Raw genomic sequence first — 17,178 nt, 5'->3', positions numbered from 1 at the left:
GCGCCGGGCGGCCCCGGTGTAGCGGCCGGCCGGTCGGGGCAGGCCGTAGTGCTCGCGCAGCGTGCGGCCGGTGTACTCGGTGCGGAAGAGGCCGCGGGCGCGCAGGAGGGGCACCACGTGGTCGACGAAGTCCTCCAGGCCGGACGGCAGCAGGGGCGCCATGACGTTGAAGCCGTCCGCCGCGCCGGTGGTGAACCACAGCTCGACGTGGTCGGCCACCTGCTCGGGGGTGCCGACCACGACCTGGTGCCCCCGTCCGCCGCCGAGCCGGCCCAGCAGCTGGCGCAGGGTCAGCCGCTCCCGCTCGGCCAGGTCGCGGACCAGCTCGAACCGGCTCTTGGCCCCGTTGACGTGGCTGACCGGCGGGAACGGGGGCAGGCGCTGGTCGAGGGGGTGGTCGGTCAGGTCCACGCCGATCAGCTCGGTGAGCTGCCGCACCGCGCGGGTGGGGATGATCAGGGCGTCCAGCTCGTCGGCCAGCGCCCGCGCCTCCGCCTCGGTGCCGCCGAGCACCGGGACGATGCCGGGCAGCACCTTGACCTGGTCGGCGGACCGCCCGGCGGCCGTCACGCGGCGCTTGAGGTCGCCGTAGAACGCGGTCGCGTCGCCGTGGGTCTGGTGGGCGGTGAACACGGCCTCCGCCCACGCCGCCGCGAACGCCCTGCCGTCCTCGCTGGACCCGGCCTGCACCAGCAGCGGGCGGCCCTGCGGGCTGCGCACGGCGTTGAGCGGGCCGCGCACCGAGAAGAACCGCCCCCGGTGGTTGACCTCGTGCACCTTGGTCTCGTCGGCGAACACGCCGGACGCCTGGTCCCGGACGAGCGCGTCGTCCTCCCACGAGTCCCACAGGGCGGTGGTGACCTCCAGGAACTCGTCGGCGCGCCGGTAGCGCTCGGCGTGCTCGGTGTTGACGTCGCGGTTGAAGTTCTGCGCCGCCCGGTCGCCCGCGGTGGTCACCACGTTCCACCCGGCCCGGCCGCCGCTGATGTGGTCGAGCGAGGAGAACAGCCTGGCCAGGTTGTAGGGCTCGCTGAACCCGGTGGACGCGGTCGCGATCAGCCCGATGCGCTCGGTGACCTGGGCGAGCGCGGTGAGCAGCGTGATCGGCTCGAACCGGTTGGCGGCGGTGTGCCGGACGTCGCCCCAGACCTGCACGCCGTCGGCGAGGAACACCGAGTCGAACGCGCCGCGCTCCGCGGTGCGGGCCAGGTGCTGGAAGTGGGCCACGTCGTCGAGCGCGCCCGGGTCGGTGCGCGGGTGCCGCCAGGCCGCCTCGTGGTGGCCGACGCCCATGAGGAACGCGTTGAGGTGGAGCGTGCGTGCGGACAACTCAGACTCCCGGTCGGGTGGGGTTGCGGGTGTTCAGGGGGTCGGCGTAGAGCGCGTCGAGCTGCACGGCGCCCGCCGCCACGCCCAGCACGTCCTCGCCGAAGCTGCTGGCCAGCACGGCCGCGGTCGACGGGCACGCCCGCGACGTCGCGGCCACCTCGGCGCGCAGCGCGGCGGCGCACTCGGGCAGGTGGATCACGCCCAGCTCGGTGACCACGAGCACGTCCGGGTTGACGATGTCGAACAGCAGCGCGGCGGCGCGGCCGGCCAGCCTGGCGCGCTCGACCAGCAGCGCGGTGGCCGCCGCGCCACCGCGCACGGCGGCGGCGACCAGGTCGGCGATGGACGGCCGGTCGACCACGCCCGCGCGGTGCGCCCGCCGCGCCCAGGCGCGGTCGGACACGGTGGCCTCCAGGCAGCCCCGACGGCCGCACGGGCAGCGGATCGCCGGGTCGCCCAGGGCCAGGTGGGCGACGTCGCCGGCCGCCGAGCGGGCCCCGCGGTGGGCGGTGCCGCCGGTGACGATCGCCGCGTCCACCACGTTGCCGACGAAGAGGTGGACCAGGGACTCCCGGCGGCCGGCGGCCCCGAAGAGCTGCTCGGCCTGCGCCAGCGCCCGGGCGTGGCTGTCGACCAGCACCGGCAGCCCGGTGCGGGCGGTGAGCAGGTCGCGCACGGGGACGTCGCGCCAGCCGAGGGAGGCGTGCTCGACCAGCACGCCCCGCGCGGTGTCGACCCAGCCGCCCGCGGCGACGCCCAGGCCGAGCGGGACGTGCCCGGGCAGCCGTTCGGCGTGCAGCCGCACCAGGCGGTCGGCGGCGGCGGTCAGCACCCGCTCCGGGTCGTCCGGGTCGCGGTGCGGCACGCGCAGCCGGGCCCGGACCCGCCCGCGCAGGTCGAGCAGCGCGAGCGTGCAGTGGTCGTGCGCGACGTGCAGCCCGGCCACCACGTGCCGGCCGGTCTCGATGTCCACCGGGACGTGCGGGCGGCCGATGCCCCGGTCGCGCACCGGCCAGGTCACCTCGGTGAGCAGGCCCCGGTCGGCGAGCGCCGCGCAGGTGCGGGTCACCGCGGCGGGGCTGAGGCCGGTCAGCCGGGCGATGGTGCTGCGGGCGACGGGACCGTGCCGCAGCACCGCGCCCAGCAGCGTCGAGGCGGTCGGGCCGCGCCGGTGCCCGGTGGTGGCGGTGCTCACGAGGTCAGCGGCGGGCCGGACGGCGACAGCGCGGGCCCGATGGCCCTCGCCGCGCCCGGTGTGCGGCCGCGACCCCACCCGATGTCGCGGCGGTAGCTGCCGAGCAGGCCGGTCCGCCGCAGGTGCTCCTCGTCGTGCTCGGGCGACCCCGCGGGCAGCGGGTGCGTGTGCGGGGCGACGAACAGCGCGTCGGTCGGGCAGTTCGCCTCGCACTGGAAGCAGGTCTGGCAGTCCTGCTGCCTGCTGACCACCGGCACCCCGTCCGGTCCTCGGTCGAACACGTCGGTGGGGCAGACCACGACGCACTTGTCGCAGGCGACGCACCGCGCGGCGGACACGAGTTCGATCACACCGCCACCTCCTCCGGTCGGGCCCACACCCGGTCCAGGCCGCCGGAGGTGATCCGGTGCTGCTGGGCGGGGTCGAGGTCGGGGAAGTCGAGCCGCTTGGCCATGCCCCGGCTCTCGCCGCGGGCGAGCGCGGAGGTGTACATCCACCTCGCGTGCGCGACCATCGCCGCGGCCCGGCGGGCGCGCACCGCGTCGGCGCCCTCGGCGCGCAGGCCCGAGCGGATCGCGTCCCAGGTGCCGTCGAGCACCCCCAGCGCGGTCCGCAGCACGTCACCGCGCCGCAGGTAGTTCTTGTCGTACGGCAGCACCTCGGCCTGCACGGCGGCGACCACCTCGGCGGCGGACACGGACGTCGTCGTGCCGGTGGGGCGCAGTCCCGCGCCGCCCGCGGGGGTCGTGCGGCGGCGGGTGGCGGCGGGGCCGAGCGCGCGGGCGGACCGGGCGGCGGCGCGGCCGGCCCAGGAGCCGGAGGAGATCGCCCACGCCGCGTTGTGGCTGCCGCCGCCGGTGAACCCGCCGCAGATCAGCTCGCGGGTGGCCGCGTCGCCCGCCGCGTAGAGGCCGGGCACGGTGGTGGCGCAGCCGTCGTCGGCGATCCGGATGCCGCCGGTGCCGCGCACCGTGCCCTCGGCCAGCAGGGTGACCTCGAACGGCTGGGTGAACGGGTCGATGCCCAGCCGGTCGAAGGTGAGGAAGAAGTTGGGCTGCGCGAGCCGCATCGCGGCGCGGGCGGCCTCGTCGGCGCGGTCGAGCGTGCAGAACACCTTCTCGGACAACAGGGTCCGCGCGATCACCGACCTCCCCCGTTGGCTGCCCGCGCCGTCGAGCACCCGCCCGTCGGCGTGGTGGAACGTGGCGTAGTCGTAGAACGCGGTCTTGGTGACGGAGGTCTGCGCGGGGGCGATGCCGTAGGCGTTGGAGAACTCCATCCCGGACAGCTCCGCGCCCACCTCGGCGGCGAACAGGGCGCCGTCGCCGGTGTTGACGTCGCACCCGAGCGCCTTGCTCAGGAACGCGCAGCCGCCGGTGGCGAGGACCACCGCGCCCGAGCGGACCAGGAACGACCGGCCGGCCTGCCGCTGGTGGCCCCGCGCGGCGGCCACCGCGCCGTCGTCGGCGGTGAGCAGCTCGGTGACCGGGCTGTGGTCGAGGACGGTGACGCCCGCGCGGCGCACCCGGACCCGTTGGCGGCGCATGTACTCCGGCCCCTGGAGGCCGGTGCGCAGCTGCCGCCCGTCCGGGCCGACCGGGAACGGGTAGCGGCCGACCTCGGCCAGTTCGTTCACCCGTTCGTAGGTCTCGTCGAGCACCCTGGCCATCCAGCGCCGGTCGGCCAGGTAGCCGCCCAGCGCCTCGCGGCTCGCCATGGCCGCCTCGCGGGCCGCCGGCTCCGGCGGCACGTACCACACGCCGGTGCCGCCGGACGCGGTCGCGCCGCTGGTGCCGCAGTGGCCCTTGTCGGCCAGCACCACCGACGCACCCTCCTCGACGGCCTTCAACGCGGCCCAGGTGGCGGCCGGGCCGCCGCCCACGACCAGCACGTCGGTGGTCAGTTCGAGCGTCACGGGAGTCTCCTTCCGGGCAGGGGGCTCAGGCCCCGACGGGGACGCGCCAGGACGTGAACCTGCGTTCCAGGGCGACCAGGAGCTGGTTGAACACGACGCCGATGGCGGAGATCGTGATGATGCCCGCGTACATCTGGGGAATGGCGAAGTTGAACTGCGAGGCGTTGATCAGGTAGCCGAGGCCGGCCTTGGCGCCCACCATCTCGGCGGCCACCAGCACGAGGATCGACACCGCGCCCGCCAGCCGCACGCCGGTGAACACGGTCGGCACGGCGGCGGGCAGGATGACCTTCTGGAACAGCCGGAACCCCGACAGGTCGACGGACCTGGCCAGCCGCAGCAGGGTCGGGTCGACGCCGCGCACCGCGCTGATGGTGTTGAGCAGGACCGGCCAGGTGCAGGCGTAGAAGACGATGGCGATCTTCGACGTCTCGCCGATGCCGAGCAGCAGCACGAACACCGGCAGCAGCGCGAGCGCGGCGGTGTTGCGGAAGACCTCCAGCAGCGGCCCGAGCAGGTTCGCCACCGGTTTGTACCAGCCGATGACCAGGCCGAGCGGGACGGCGACCGCCACCGCGAGGCCGAAGCCGGACAGCGACCGGGCGAGGCTGGCGCGCGTGTTGTCCAGCAGCTGCCCGTTGAGGACGAGGTCCCACCACGCGCCGAGCACGGTGGAGAACGGCGGCAGGAAGGTGGCGTCCACCAGGCCGAGCCGGGGCGCGGCCTCCCAGGTCGCCAGCAGCAGCGCGATGGCCGCCACCTTGCCGGACGCCGTGAGCAGCGCCCGGGCGACCCTCCGCGCGGTCGGGACGCGCCGCGGTCGCCGGTCGGTCGCCGGGTCCCGCCCCGCCGCCGGTCGTGCCTCCAGGATCGCGGTCATCGCACCGCCACCTCCTTCTCCTGTTGCTGTGCCCGGGACACCTCGTCGTGCAGCAGGTCCCAGATCCGGTGCCGGTAGCGGGCGAACTCGACGCTGGAGCGCGGGTCGTCCTGCCCGGTGCGGTCGCCCAGGTCGATCGGGACGACCTCCTTGACGCGGCCGGGCCGCGAGGTCAGCACGGCGACCCGCCGGCCGAGGTACACGGCCTCGTCGATGGCGTGCGTGATGAACACGACGGTCTTGCCGGTGCGCCGCCAGATGCGCAGCAGCTCGTCCTGGAGCGACTCGCGGGTCTGCGCGTCGAGCGCGGCGAACGGCTCGTCCATCAGCAGCACGGTCGGGTCGTAGGCGAGGCTGCGGGCGATCGCGACCCGCTGCCGCATCCCGCCGGACAGCTGGTGCGGGTGCCGGTCCTCGAAACCGCCGAGCCCCACCAGGTCGAGGAACTCGCGGGCCCGCGCCGCGCGCTGCCGGCGCGGCACCCCGGCCGCCTCCAGGCCGAACTCGACGTTGCCCTGCGCGGTGCGCCACGGCAGCAGCGCGTACTGCTGGAAGACGACGCCGCGGTCGAGGCCGGGGCCGGTGATGGGCCGGCCGTCGAGCAGGACCTCGCCCTCGCTCGGCTCGGTCAGCCCGCCGAGCAGGTCGAGCAGGGTGGACTTGCCGCAGCCGCTGGGGCCGACGAGGACCAGGAACTCGCCGGGCCGCACGTCGAGGTCGATGTCCTGCACGGCGGTGAACGCGGTCCGCTGCCCGGTCGCCGGGTCCTTGACCGGGAACCGCTTGGTGACGCCGCGGAAGCTGATGCGGGCGCTCACGCGGCGAGCCCGTTGAACTCGTTGGTGTAGAGGGCGGAGAGCGTCACCTGGTCCTTGGTGATCTCACCGCGCTCGGCGAGCCAGTCGACCCAGATGGCCAGCTCCTCGTCCACGATCCGGCCGCCCTCGTGGGCGACGCCGGTGGACCGCCAGTACCCGAGGGCGGCCGGGTCCTCGTTGCGGCCGCGCCCGGTGAGGACGGCGACCTTGCGCGCCACCACCTCGTCGCGCGGCGTCGTGCGGCTCCACTCGATGGCGCGGGCCACGCCGGTGACGAAGGTGCGGACGGTCTCCGGGTTCTGCGCGATGAACTTCTCGGTGAACACGTACGTGCCCGCGGTGAACGCGCCGAGCAGGTCGAAGTCGGAGAACAGCTTGCGGAGGCCGCCCTTCTCCAGCGCCTTGTCGCGCAGGATGCCGCCGAGCACGCCGACGTCGAGCTGCCCCTGGCGCAGGGACTGCTCGATGTTCACCGGCGGCACCGCGATCGGCTCGACGCCCTTGGCCTCCTCCGGGGACACGCCGTTGCGCTTGAGGTAGATGCCGAGCATGGCCTCGTGGTGCGCGCCGAGGGTGTTCATGCCGACCTTCTTGCCGACCAGGTCGCGGGCCGTTGTGATCGGGCTGTCCTCGGGGACGTAGAAGCCGCTGTAGGCGGCCTCGTCCGCGCCGTAGTAGCCGATCACCGACCTGATGGGCGCGCCCGCGGCCTTGAGCTTGACCACCGCGCCGTTGAAGGCGCCGCCGAAGTCGACCTGGCCGGTGGCGGCGGACTGGATGTCCTGCGGGCCGCTGGTGGTGTTGCCGACCCACTCCAGCCGCACGTCGCCGAGGTAGCCGAGGTCGGCGGCCAGCTCGGGCAGCGACACGTCGCCGGCCCAGCCCTGGTAGCGGAGCACCTTCGTGCCGGCGCCGCCCGCGCCGTCGGCGGTGGAGCAGCCGACCGCGGCCGCCGTCAGGCCGAGGAAGGTGAGGCCGAGGAAGTTCCGTCGCGTGGTGGTCACGGCGAGTCCTTTGCTGGAAAAAATGGGCAGGCCGAAATATCGATGCCCGAGGGATCGGGCATGTCGGACCCGGAGGGAATGTGAGGACGGGTTCAGCGGGCTTGACTCACGGAGCGAGCGTCACACCCGTGTCCGCCCCGGTCAACGGCCTCGGACACCGTCCCACATCATGGGGCGGAGGTCTCGCGGGACTGGACAGCGAACACTTTCTTCCGCACTGCAAAAAAAGTCGCCGTCGAGTTCCGGGCCGTTCCCGGTGTCAATCGCGTCCGCGTGCTGGGAAGACTTATTTTCCGGCCGCGCACTGTTGTGCGGCCGGGCCGGCGCTGCCCAGGGTGGGACCGGAACCGCTTCCCCGCGAGAGGACGACCGACGATGACCGCACAGCTCTCCGGCACCACCACCGTTCACAAACTGGGCGCGGACGTCGGCGCGCGGGTCGACGGCGTCCGGCTCGGCGGCGACCTGCCCGAGCACGTCGTCGCCACCGTCCGGGAGGCCCTGCTGGCGAACAAGGTGGTGTTCTTCCGCGACCAGCACCACCTCGACGACGCGGGCCAGCTCGCGTTCGCCCGGCTGCTCGGCGAGCCGACCCTGGCGCACCCCACGGTCAGGGGTCGCGAGCACGCCAACGTGCTGCCGATCGACTCCGAGCAGGGCAAGGCCAACAGCTGGCACACCGACGTCACGTTCGTGGACCGGGTGCCGGCGATCAGCGTCCTGCGCGCCGTCGAGCTCCCGCCCTACGGCGGCAGCACGGTGTGGGCGAACACCGCACGCGCCTACGAGGACCTGCCGCCCGCGCTGAAGGCGTTGGCGGACCGGCTGTGGGCGGTGCACACCAACCTCCACGACTACGCCGGGCACGTCGACCCCGCCCGCGTCGGCGGGGTGGACGTCAAGGAGGAGACCTACCGCGAGGAGTTCCGGTCGCAGCGCCACGAGACCGAGCACCCGCTGGTCCGGGTGCACCCGGAGACCGGTGAGCGGGCGCTGCTGCTCGGCCACTTCGCCACGCGGATCGTCGGGTTGACCACCGCGGAGTCGCAGGCGGTGTTCCGGCTGCTCCAGGACCGGGTGACCCGGTTGGAGAACACGGTGCGCTGGCAGTGGGCGGACGGCGACGTGGCGGTCTGGGACAACCGGGCCACCCAGCACTACGGCGTCGCCGACTACGACGACGCGCGCCGGTGCCTGCACCGGATCACCCTGGCGGGTGACGTCCCGGTCAGCGTGGACGGCGTCGCGAGCACGACGCTGGTCGGCGACCCGACCCACTTCTCCGCGCTCTGACCACGTCACCGGCGCACCCGATGACCGACGAGCGCGACCCGCGCCACCGCGACCGGATGGTGGGAGCCCGCACGACGTCGTTGACAGCGCTCCGGCGACCCGGTCCGATGGGGTGGGCCTCGGGAAAGGGGGTGGCCGTGCCCGGTGCGCTCGCCGTGACGACCGATCGCCGGGACCTGACCCGGCGGCGGCACGTGGACTTCGCCCGCATCGCCGGGCAGGGCTGTCCGCGCTGATCGGGTTCCCGGTCCAGCCGCCCCCCTCCTTCCCACGACGGGAGTCTTCACCGTGTCCTCAGCAAGCAGCGCGGAAGCCGGCCACGAGCCGCTGAAGTTCGCCTACTGGGTGCCGAACGTCAGCGGCGGTCTCGTCACCAGCGACATCGAGCAGCGCACCGACTGGAGCTACGACTACAACCGCGAACTGGCGGTGCTCGCCGAGGACAACGGGTTCGAGTACGCCCTGTCCCAGGTGCGGTACATGGCCAGCTACGGCGCCGCCTACCAGCAGGAGTCCACGAGCTTCAGCCTCGCGCTGCTGCTCGCCACCCGGCGGCTCAAGGTGATCGCCGCCGTGCACCCCGGCCTGTGGCACCCCGCGGTGCTGGCCAAGCTGATCGCCACCGCCGACCACCTGTCGAACGGCCGCGCCGCCGTCAACGTGGTCAGCGGGTGGTTCAAGGGCGAGTTCACCGCCCTGGGCGAACCCTGGCTGGAGCACGACGAGCGCTACCGGCGCTCGGAGGAGTTCATCCGCGTGCTGCGCAAGAGCTGGACGGAGGACGACGCCCGCTTCGCGGGCGACTTCTACCGGTTGCGCGGCTACGACCTCAAGCCCAAGCCGCTCTCCGCGCCGGACCGGCCGCACCCGGAGATCTTCCAGGGCGGCAACTCCACCGCGGCGCGGGCGATGGCGGGCCGCGTCTCCGACTGGTACTTCAGCAACGGCAAGGACTTCGACGGGATCAGCGAGCAGATCGGCGAGGTGAACGCCACCGCGGCGCAGCACGGGCGCAGGGTCCGGTTCGGGCTCAACGCGTTCCTCATCGCCCGCGACACCGAGGCGGAGGCGCGCGACACGCTGCGCGAGATCGTGGCGAAGGCGAACGTCGAGGCCGTGCACGGCTTCCGCGACGCGGTCCGGCAGGCGGGCGGCTCCGCCCCGGACAAGAAGGGCATGTGGGCGGACTCGGGCTTCGAGGACCTCGTGCAGTACAACGACGGGTTCCGCAGCAAGCTCATCGGCACGCCGGAGCAGGTCGCCCACCGGATCGTCGAGTACAAGCGGCGGGGCGTGGACCTGCTGCTGCTCGGTTTCCTGCACTACCTGGAGGAGGTCGAGTACTTCGGCCGCCGCGTCCTGCCGATCGTGCGCGAGCTGGAGGCCGACCTGGCCACCGGCGCCGGCACCCCGGAACCCGTGGGAGTGGAACGATGACCGACACCGAGAACAGCACCGACTGGGCCGGGAAGCCGACCCCGACCACCTCCGAGGAGTGGGTCGCCCGCGCGGCCGAGGTCGCCGCGGTCCTGGCGTCCGACGCCGTCGAGCGCGACCGCGCGGGCAAGACCCCGCACGCGGAGGTCGCCCTGCTCAAGGCCGCCGGGCTGGTGACGCTGCTCGGCCCGGTCGAGCACGGCGGCGGCGGGCAGGGCTGGACCACCGCCTACCGGGTGATCCGCGAGGTGGCGAGCGGCGACGGCTCCATCGGCCAGCTCATCGGCTACCACTACCTGTGGGCGTGGGCCGCGCGGCTGGTCGGCACGCCCGAGCAGGTCGCGGCCGTGGAGGAGCGGGCGACGCGCGAGCGCTGGTTCTACGGCGGCGCGGTCAACCCGAGGGACAACGACCTCACCATCACCGAGGACGGCGACGAGCTGGTGTTCACCGGCCGCAAGTCGTTCTCCACCGGCGGCAAGGTCTCCGACGTCACCGTGCTGGAGGGCGTCCTCGCCGGGACGGACAAGCACGTCTTCGCGATCGTGCCGTCCGCGCAGGAGGGGATCGTCTTCAACGACGACTGGGACAACCTCGGCCAGCGGCTCACCGAGAGCGGCAGCGTCGAGATCCGGGGTGTGCGCGTCCCCTGGTCGGACGCCGCGGGGTACGTGGACAAGGAGTTCCGGCCGCGGGTCTACAACACGCTCAACGTGCCGCTGATCCAGTTGGTGTTCACCAACTTCTACCTCGGCATCGCCCGCGGCGCGCTGAGCACCGCGACCGCCTACACCCGGGAGAAGACCCGGCCGTGGCCCTACGGCGGGGACAACAAGGAGTCCGCCGCCGAGGAGTTCTACGTCCTCGACGCCTACGGCGACCTCCAGTCCAAGCTGTGGGCCGCCGAGGCCCTGGCCGAGCGCGCGGCGGCGGCGATCGAGCGGATCAACGCCCACGCCGACACCGTGTCGCCGGAGGAGCGCGGCGAGGCCGCGGTGCTCGTCGCGGCGGCCAAGCTGCGCGCCGTCGACGCCGGGTTGGAGATCGGCACGAGGGTGTTCGAGGTGACCGGCGCGCGGGCGAGCGCGAACTCGGTCGGCCTGGACATCTTCTGGCGCAACATCCGCACGCACAGCCTGCACGACCCGGTGGCGTACAAGCGGGTCGAGGTCGGGCGGTACGCGCTGCTCGGGGAAGTGCCCGAGCCCACCTGGTACACCTGACCGATCCCGGGGCCCGGCCCCCGTCACCACACTGGAGGACGCCGTGACCGGACTGGTCGAGGCACCCCGCGCGGCCGTCATCGGTGACGGGGCCGAGGCCCTGGAGGTCGCCGACCGGCTGGCCGCCCGGTTCGCCGAGGGGGCCGCGGAACGCGACGCCCGGCGGCTGCTGCCCGCCGGGGAGCTGGCCGAGCTGTCGGCGAGCGGCCTGCTCGGCATCACCGTGCCGCGCGAGCACGGCGGCGCGGACGTCGGCACCGCCGTCGTCACCGAGGTGTTCCGGCGGCTCGCGACCGCCGACCCGAACATCGCGCAGATCCCGCAGAGCCACGTCGTGTACGTCAACGCGCTGCGGCACCAGGGCACGCCCGCGCAGCGCGCGTTCTTCTTCACCGAGGTGCTGGCGGGCAAGCGGTTCGGCAACGCCCAGTCCGAGGCCGGCACCAAGCACGTGCAGGACCACCGCACGCGGCTGCTGCCCCACCCCGACGGCGGGTTCGTGCTCGACGGGCTCAAGCACTACGCGACGGGCGCGTTGTTCGCGCACTGGGTACCGGTGCTGGCGAAGGACGCGGAGGACCGGGCCGTGGTCGCGTACGTGCCGGCCGACGCGCCGGGACTGACCGTCGTCGACGACTGGGACGGCATGGGCCAGCGCACCACGGCCAGCGGGTCGGTGCGGCTCGACGGCGTGCGGGTGCCCGCCGACCGGGTCGTGCCGCACCACCTGACGTTCACCGGCCCCCAGCTGTACGGCGCGCAGGCGCAGGTCCTGCACGCCGCCATCGACGCGGGCATCGCGCGCGGCGCGCTGACCGAGGCGGTGGACTTCGTCCGCACGAAGAGCCGGCCGTGGTTCGAGAGCGGCGTCGACCGGGCCGACGAGGACGTGCTGACCGCGCAGCGGTTCGGCGAGCTGGAGATCTCCGTGCGCGCGGCGGAGGCGCTGCTGGCCGAGGCCGGGCGGGCGGTGGACGACGCGGCGGCGCACCTCGCCGGGACGGACCCCGCGGACCCGTCGCGGGAGGAGCGGGTCGCCGCCGCGTCCGTCGCGGTGGCCGTGGCGAAGGCGTTCGCCGACCGGTCGGCCGTCGAGGTGACCAGCGCCCTGTTCGAGGTGGCGGGCACCCGGTCCGCGCTGGACCCGCTCAACCTGCACCGCCACTGGCGCAACGCCCGCACCCACACCCTGCACGACCCGGTGCGCTGGAAGGTCCAGCACATCGGCCGGCACACGTTGACCGGGACGCCGCCGCCCCGGCACGGCCTGATCTGAACCGGAGGCCCGTCATGCCCTCGATCCTCGTCCTCTCCGGCAGCCCGTCCGCCACCTCGCGCACCGCGGCGCTGGCCGACCACGTCGCCGCCCGGTTGACCGCCGACGGCCACGCCGTCACCTCCGTCCGGGTGCGCGACCTGCCCGCGCGACCGCTCCAGCTCGGCGACCCCACCGACCCCGCCATCGCCGCCGTGGTGACGGCGATCGCCGAGGCGGACGGGGTGGTCGTGGCGTCACCGGTGTTCAAGGCCGCCTACAGCGGGCTGCTCAAGCTCCTGCTGGACCTGCTGCCGCAGTTCGCGCTGGCCGGGAAGGTCGTGCTGCCGGTCGTCACCGGCGGTTCCACCGCGCACGTGCTGGCGATCGACTACGCGCTGCGCCCGGTGCTGTCCGCGCTCGGCGCCCACCACGTGGTGCCCGGCTGGTTCGTGCTCGACCGGCACGTCGAGGCGCTGCCCGGCGAGGTCCGGCTGCACGCGGACGCCGCGGACCAGCTTCACCCGATCGTGGATACGTTCTCGTCCGCCGTGCGCGCCCGCCCGCTCGCGCCCGTCTCCTGACCCCGAGAGGTCGTCATGACCCTGACGTTCCACTGGTTCCTGCCGACGTACGGGGACAGCCGCTACCTCGTCGGCGGCGGCCACGGCACGGACATCACCGCGGCGGGCGGCGACCGCCCGGCCACCATCGCCTACCTGGCCCAGATCGCCCGCGCGGCCGAGCAGCTGGGCTTCGAGGGCGCGCTCACCCCCACCGGGGCGTGGTGCGAGGACGCCTGGCTGACCACGGCGATGGTGGCGCGCGAGTCGGAGCGCCTCAAGTTCCTGGTGGCGTTCCGGCCCGGCCTGGTCTCCCCCACGCTGGCCGCGCAGATGGCGGCCACGTTCCAGCGGCACTCCGGGGGCAGGCTGCTGCTCAACGTGGTGACCGGCGGCGAGGACCACGAGCAGCGCGCGTACGGCGACCACCTCGGCAAGGACGAGCGCTACGAGCGCACCGACGAGTTCCTGACGGTGACCCGGGCGCTGTGGCGCGGCGAGCGGGTCACCCTGGACGGCAAGCACGTGCGGGTCGTGGACGCCGCCCTGTCCCGGGTGCCCGACCCGGTGCCCGACGTGTACTTCGGCGGCTCCTCCCCCGCCGCGATCGACGTCGCCGCCCGCCAGGTCGACGTGTACCTGACGTGGGGCGAACCGCCCGCCCAGGTGGCCGAGAAGATCGCCCGGGTGCGGGCCGCCGCCACCCGGCCCCTGAGGTTCGGCATCCGGTTGCACGTGATCAGCCGCGACACGGCGCGGCAGGCGTGGGCGGAGGCGGAGCGCCTGCTGGCCGCCCTCGACCCGGACGTCATCGCCTCCGTCCAGGACGGCCTGGCGCGCAGCGCGTCCGTCGGCCAGCAGCGGATGCGTGACCTGCACGGCGGGCGCACCGACGGCCTGGAGGTGTCCCCCAACCTGTGGGCGGGCGTCGGCCTGGTGCGCGGCGGGGCGGGCACGGCGCTGGTGGGCAGCCACGTCGAGGTCGCCGAGCGGATCGAGGAGTACCACGCGCTCGGCATCGACGAGTTCGTGCTGTCCGGCCACCCGCACCTGGAGGAGGCGTACTGGTTCGGGGAGGGCGTGCTGCCCCTGCTGCGCGCCAAGGGCCTGTGGCACCACCCGAGCGCGCCGCCGGAGAGCGCCGAGCCCGCCGGCATCCCCTTCGCCGCCGGGGTGGCCCGGCGCTCCTGACGCCGTCCGCGGCGGCCGTTCCGCCACCACTCGTCCGGGTGACCCGTGCCGTGTCGACGCTCCTCGTCGCGGCCGGGTGGTTTGACCCCCGAGGTTCCCGGGGCACTCGATCGTCCCGGACGATCTCCACCGAGAGCAGGAGCGATCATGACGGCACCGGTGCGCGGCACCGACGTTTACTGGGCGGCGATGGACAGGGCGGCGGCCGACTTCGTCGCGGCGCTCCACGAAGGCGGCCGGGACGACGAGGAGCGGGTGCGCGCCGTGGGGGACGCGCACGGGCCCGATGGGCTGGTCGACCTGGTGGCGCTGCTGCTGGGGCACCTGCACCTGTCCTACCCGGGCCTGGCGCGCACCCCGGCGGGCGGGGTGGACCTGGCCGCCCTGGTCGACACCCGCGAGGACGCGATCACGGTGCTGCTCGCCTCGTCGGAGTGGGCCCGCGCCGACGGCGCGGCCGTGCCGGACGCCGGGCACATCACCCTCGCCGACCGGATGGCCGCGGCGGCGGAGCGGGTGTGCCCGGTGCTGCAGGCCGCCCTGGACGCCGCGGCCTGGGGCGACCGGTCGTTCACCAGGGTGCGCGGGGTGCTGGACGACCTCGACCGCGACCCGTACAGCATCACCAGGACCCTGGCGTTCGTGGCCGACGCCATCACGACGGCCGCCCGGCGCACGGCCGGGTGAACCGGGGGCGGGCGGGTGAACCGGGGGCGGGCGGGTGAACCGGGACGCGGGCGGGTGAACCGGGACGCGGGCGGGTGAACCGGGGCGCCGACCCGGTCAGCGCGGCGGTCCCAGGACCACGTTGCCGTACTTCTCGGCGGCCTCCAAGAGCAGCGCCCCGGGGATCTCGAAGTCGTCCGGGCGCGGGGTGGACAGGTCGCGGCCCGCGTGCCGGAACATGCCCTCGATGCCGCCGGGCGTGGTGATCAGCAGCAGGTCAGCGCGCTCCGAGGTGATCCGGTAGCCGTGCGGGACGCCGCGCGGGAGGAAGACGGCGCCGCCCTCCTCCAACTCCCTGGCCTCCTCCTCGCCCGACCACACCAGGGCGGTGCCCGCGATGAGCATGAAGACCTCGTCCTCGCGGGTGTGCACGTGGAAGGGCGGCGCGTCGCCGCGCGCCACGTCGAACCGGCCGAGGGTGAGCTGCCCCGCGGTCGCCTCGCTGTCGAGCAGGACGGAGAACGTGCTGCCGCCGATCCACTCCAGCTTCTGCTGCTGCTCGGGTCGGGCCAGGAACACGGCGGACATGGGGTTCCTCCTGCGCGTCGATTTATGTGGCTGACCACATAAAAGCATTAGGTGGTCGGCCACACAAGTTGTCGTGGCGCAGCTCTCCCCCCGCGGCACCCGATGGGGAAGGGGATGAGGGCCGACGCGCGGGAACGCGTACCGTCGCGGTATGACGGCGTCCACCCCGGCGCGCGCGGGCGAACCGGACCTCCTCGCGCGCCAGTACCCGGTGAGCTTCTCGATCTTCGCGCTGGCGCGGCAGCACCGCGGCCTCGCGAGCGCGCTGCTGGCCGACCTCGGCCTGTTCCCCGGCCAGGAGCTGATCCTGATGCAGCTGTGGGACAAGGGCGGCCGGTCGCAGAAGCAGCTGGTCGAGGCGCTGAAGCTGGACCACTCGACGATCGCCAAGTCGGTGCGGCGGCTGGAGAACGCGGGCCTGGTGACCCGTGCCGCCGACGAGGCGGACGCCAGGGTCAAGGTGGTCTCCCTGACCGCACGGGGCCGCGCCCTGGAGGAGCGCGTCAGGGACGTCTGGACGCAGCTGGAGGACACCTCGACCCGGGGCCTGACCGAGCAGGAGCGCGCCCGGTTCGTCGAGCTGGCCGCCAAGGTGGTCGGCCGGCTCGGCTGACGCCCGGTGGGCGCGGGACGACCGGTGACCGGTCCTTCACCGCGTCGCCCCCGGACCCCCGGTCGCGGCGGGCAGCACCACGACGGGCACGGTGGCGTGCCGGACGCAGTGCGCGGTGGTGCTGCCGAGCAGCGCCTGGCGGAACCGGCTGCCGCCGTGGGCGGCGACGACCAGCATCGCCGCGCCGAGGGACAGCGCCTCCAGCGCCGCGGCGGCCGGCCCGCGCACGCAGTGCCGCACGACCTCGGGGAACTCCGACCGGCCCTCGGCGGCCACGCGCACCGCCGCCTCGACCAGGGCCTCCGACCGGGCGCGGGCCTCCTGCTCGGCCACCATGGTCCAGTCGGCCAGCGGCTCGTAGGCGTAGGCGTGCACGACGTGCAGCGGCGCGCCGCGCTGGAGGGCCTCGTCGGCCGCCCACCTCAGGGCGTGCTCGCTGACAGGGCTCCCGTCGATGCCGACGACGATCGGGGCGGTGCTCATGGTTCCTCCTCGGGTCTCACCCCCCCAGCTTGGCGCGGAACGGCCGGCGGGGTCAGTGGCCGTCGTCCCGTCGTGTGCGGCGCAGGTGCCGCCGGAGCCGATCGCGGACCGCGGTTGACCGCGATGGGCGGCAGGGTGGGCCTCCCGACACGAGAGGACACCAGGATGGCAACCGCCCCGGACCGCTCCGGTCCGCTCCGACCCGCCGGGTCGAACACGCTGAGCCCGTTCGTCATCACCGACGACGCGCCGGGCCTGGTCCGGTTCTGCACCGAGGTGCTGGGCGCGACCGAGGTGCCCGAGGCCCGCACGCTCGACGGCGACGGGCTCGTCCTGCACGCCGAACTGCGGGTCGGCGACTCGGTGATCAACATCGTCGACCGCAAGCCCGACTGGCCGCACACGCCCGCGTTCACCCTGCTCTACGTCGACGACGCGGAGGAGACCGTGCGGCGCGCCACCGAGCGCGGCGCACGCCTGGTCACCCGGCCGACCGGGTTCTTCGGCGACACCCTCGCCCGCTTCCTCGACCCGTTCGGCAACCTGTGGTGGGTCTGGCAGCACCGCCCGGAAGCCGCGCCGTGGGGCTCGGGCGACGTGGTCGACGAGGGCGGGGACGAGGACTGGACGACGGCGGCCACACCGGAGCTGGAGTACGTCCACGCCAGCCTGCTGGAGGCCATGACCTCGCTGCACGACCCGCGCGCCGCGACGACCCGCTGACC

General features: G+C 74.2%; 18 protein-coding genes. 9 read left to right on the top strand and 9 right to left on the bottom strand.

The features are described 5' to 3' along the window. The 7 genes from ACR807_RS27820 to ACR807_RS27790 form a co-directional block, all read right to left on the bottom strand. A partial coding sequence (locus tag ACR807_RS27820) for an LLM class flavin-dependent oxidoreductase (protein WP_438924387.1) occupies positions 1-1,329 on the bottom strand: 1,329 nt, incomplete at its 3' end. 1 nt (position 1,330) lies between these two features. Beyond that, positions 1,331-2,524, bottom strand: coding sequence for an ROK family transcriptional regulator (locus ACR807_RS27815; RefSeq protein WP_438924386.1), 1,194 nt, complete (start codon positions 2,522-2,524; stop codon positions 1,331-1,333). Beyond that, positions 2,521-2,874, bottom strand: coding sequence for a 4Fe-4S dicluster domain-containing protein (locus tag ACR807_RS27810; RefSeq protein ID WP_438924385.1), 354 nt, complete (start codon positions 2,872-2,874; stop codon positions 2,521-2,523). The genes ACR807_RS27815 and ACR807_RS27810 overlap by 4 nt, the downstream gene beginning before the upstream one ends. Then, a complete protein-coding gene (locus ACR807_RS27805) occupies positions 2,871-4,439 on the bottom strand; it encodes an FAD-binding protein (protein ID WP_438924384.1) in 1,569 nt (522 codons plus the stop codon). The genes ACR807_RS27810 and ACR807_RS27805 overlap by 4 nt, the downstream gene beginning before the upstream one ends. Positions 4,440-4,464: 25 nt before the next feature. Next, positions 4,465-5,319 (bottom strand): ABC transporter permease, encoded by an 855-nt coding sequence (locus tag ACR807_RS27800; protein WP_438924383.1) that lies wholly within the window; start codon positions 5,317-5,319, stop codon positions 4,465-4,467. Further along, positions 5,316-6,137: an ABC transporter ATP-binding protein gene (locus tag ACR807_RS27795; RefSeq protein ID WP_438924382.1), complete on the bottom strand. Its 822-nt coding sequence runs from the start codon at positions 6,135-6,137 to the stop codon at positions 5,316-5,318. The genes ACR807_RS27800 and ACR807_RS27795 overlap by 4 nt, the downstream gene beginning before the upstream one ends. Next, positions 6,134-7,141: an ABC transporter substrate-binding protein gene (locus ACR807_RS27790; RefSeq protein WP_438924381.1), complete on the bottom strand. Its 1,008-nt coding sequence runs from the start codon at positions 7,139-7,141 to the stop codon at positions 6,134-6,136. Before ACR807_RS27790 ends, ACR807_RS27795 begins: the two co-directional genes overlap by 4 nt. A gap of 375 nt (positions 7,142-7,516) precedes the next feature. Between ACR807_RS27790 and ACR807_RS27785 the strand changes: the two genes are divergently transcribed. The 7 genes from ACR807_RS27785 (at position 7,517) to ACR807_RS27755 (ending at position 14,790) form a co-directional block, all read left to right on the top strand. Next, positions 7,517-8,434: a TauD/TfdA dioxygenase family protein gene (locus ACR807_RS27785; RefSeq protein WP_438924380.1), complete on the top strand. Its 918-nt coding sequence runs from the start codon at positions 7,517-7,519 to the stop codon at positions 8,432-8,434. Positions 8,435-8,722: 288 nt separating this feature from the next. Beyond that, positions 8,723-9,871, top strand: coding sequence for a dimethylsulfone monooxygenase SfnG (gene sfnG, locus ACR807_RS27780; RefSeq protein ID WP_438924379.1), 1,149 nt, complete (start codon positions 8,723-8,725; stop codon positions 9,869-9,871). Next, complete coding sequence (locus ACR807_RS27775) at positions 9,868-11,094, top strand: acyl-CoA dehydrogenase family protein (protein WP_438924378.1); 1,227 nt, start codon at positions 9,868-9,870, stop codon at positions 11,092-11,094. Before sfnG ends, ACR807_RS27775 begins: the two co-directional genes overlap by 4 nt. Before the next feature lie 43 nt (positions 11,095-11,137). After that, entirely contained in the window at positions 11,138-12,370 is a 1,233-nt protein-coding gene (locus ACR807_RS27770) for an SfnB family sulfur acquisition oxidoreductase (RefSeq protein WP_438924377.1), read from the top strand. Between the two features lie 14 nt (positions 12,371-12,384). Beyond that, entirely contained in the window at positions 12,385-12,933 is a 549-nt protein-coding gene (gene ssuE / locus ACR807_RS27765) for an NADPH-dependent FMN reductase (RefSeq protein WP_438924376.1), read from the top strand. A 15-nt stretch (positions 12,934-12,948) separates the two neighbouring features. Next, positions 12,949-14,103 carry an LLM class flavin-dependent oxidoreductase gene (locus ACR807_RS27760; RefSeq protein WP_438924375.1) on the top strand — a complete coding sequence of 385 codons (1,155 nt, stop codon included), beginning with the start codon at positions 12,949-12,951 and terminating at the stop codon, positions 14,101-14,103. A 147-nt stretch (positions 14,104-14,250) separates the two neighbouring features. Further along, positions 14,251-14,790: a hypothetical protein gene (locus ACR807_RS27755; RefSeq protein WP_438924374.1), complete on the top strand. Its 540-nt coding sequence runs from the start codon at positions 14,251-14,253 to the stop codon at positions 14,788-14,790. A 96-nt stretch (positions 14,791-14,886) separates the two neighbouring features. On the opposite strand, the gene ACR807_RS27750 is transcribed toward ACR807_RS27755, so the two are convergent. Beyond that, positions 14,887-15,357 (bottom strand): cupin domain-containing protein, encoded by a 471-nt coding sequence (locus ACR807_RS27750; RefSeq protein ID WP_438924373.1) that lies wholly within the window; start codon positions 15,355-15,357, stop codon positions 14,887-14,889. 151 nt (positions 15,358-15,508) lie between these two features. Here ACR807_RS27750 and ACR807_RS27745 point away from each other — a divergent pair, with 151 nt between their 5' ends. Then, on the top strand, positions 15,509-15,970 hold the full coding sequence (locus ACR807_RS27745) for a MarR family winged helix-turn-helix transcriptional regulator (RefSeq protein ID WP_438924372.1): 462 nt from the start codon (positions 15,509-15,511) through the stop codon (positions 15,968-15,970). Between the two features lie 36 nt (positions 15,971-16,006). Here ACR807_RS27745 and ACR807_RS27740 read toward each other — a convergent pair whose 3' ends face one another. Then, positions 16,007-16,453 carry a universal stress protein gene (locus tag ACR807_RS27740; RefSeq protein WP_438924371.1) on the bottom strand — a complete coding sequence of 149 codons (447 nt, stop codon included), beginning with the start codon at positions 16,451-16,453 and terminating at the stop codon, positions 16,007-16,009. A 165-nt stretch (positions 16,454-16,618) separates the two neighbouring features. Here ACR807_RS27740 and ACR807_RS27735 point away from each other — a divergent pair, with 165 nt between their 5' ends. Further along, positions 16,619-17,176 (top strand): VOC family protein, encoded by a 558-nt coding sequence (locus ACR807_RS27735; RefSeq protein ID WP_438924370.1) that lies wholly within the window; start codon positions 16,619-16,621, stop codon positions 17,174-17,176. Positions 17,177-17,178: the final 2 nt, after the last annotated feature.

Origin of the sequence: Saccharothrix sabaoui (genome assembly GCF_051756985.1) — a bacterium.
Lineage (GTDB): Bacteria > Actinomycetota > Actinomycetes > Mycobacteriales > Pseudonocardiaceae > Actinosynnema.
Note: the sequence above shows the minus strand (reverse complement) of the source record. Positions and strands in the feature narration are given on the sequence as shown.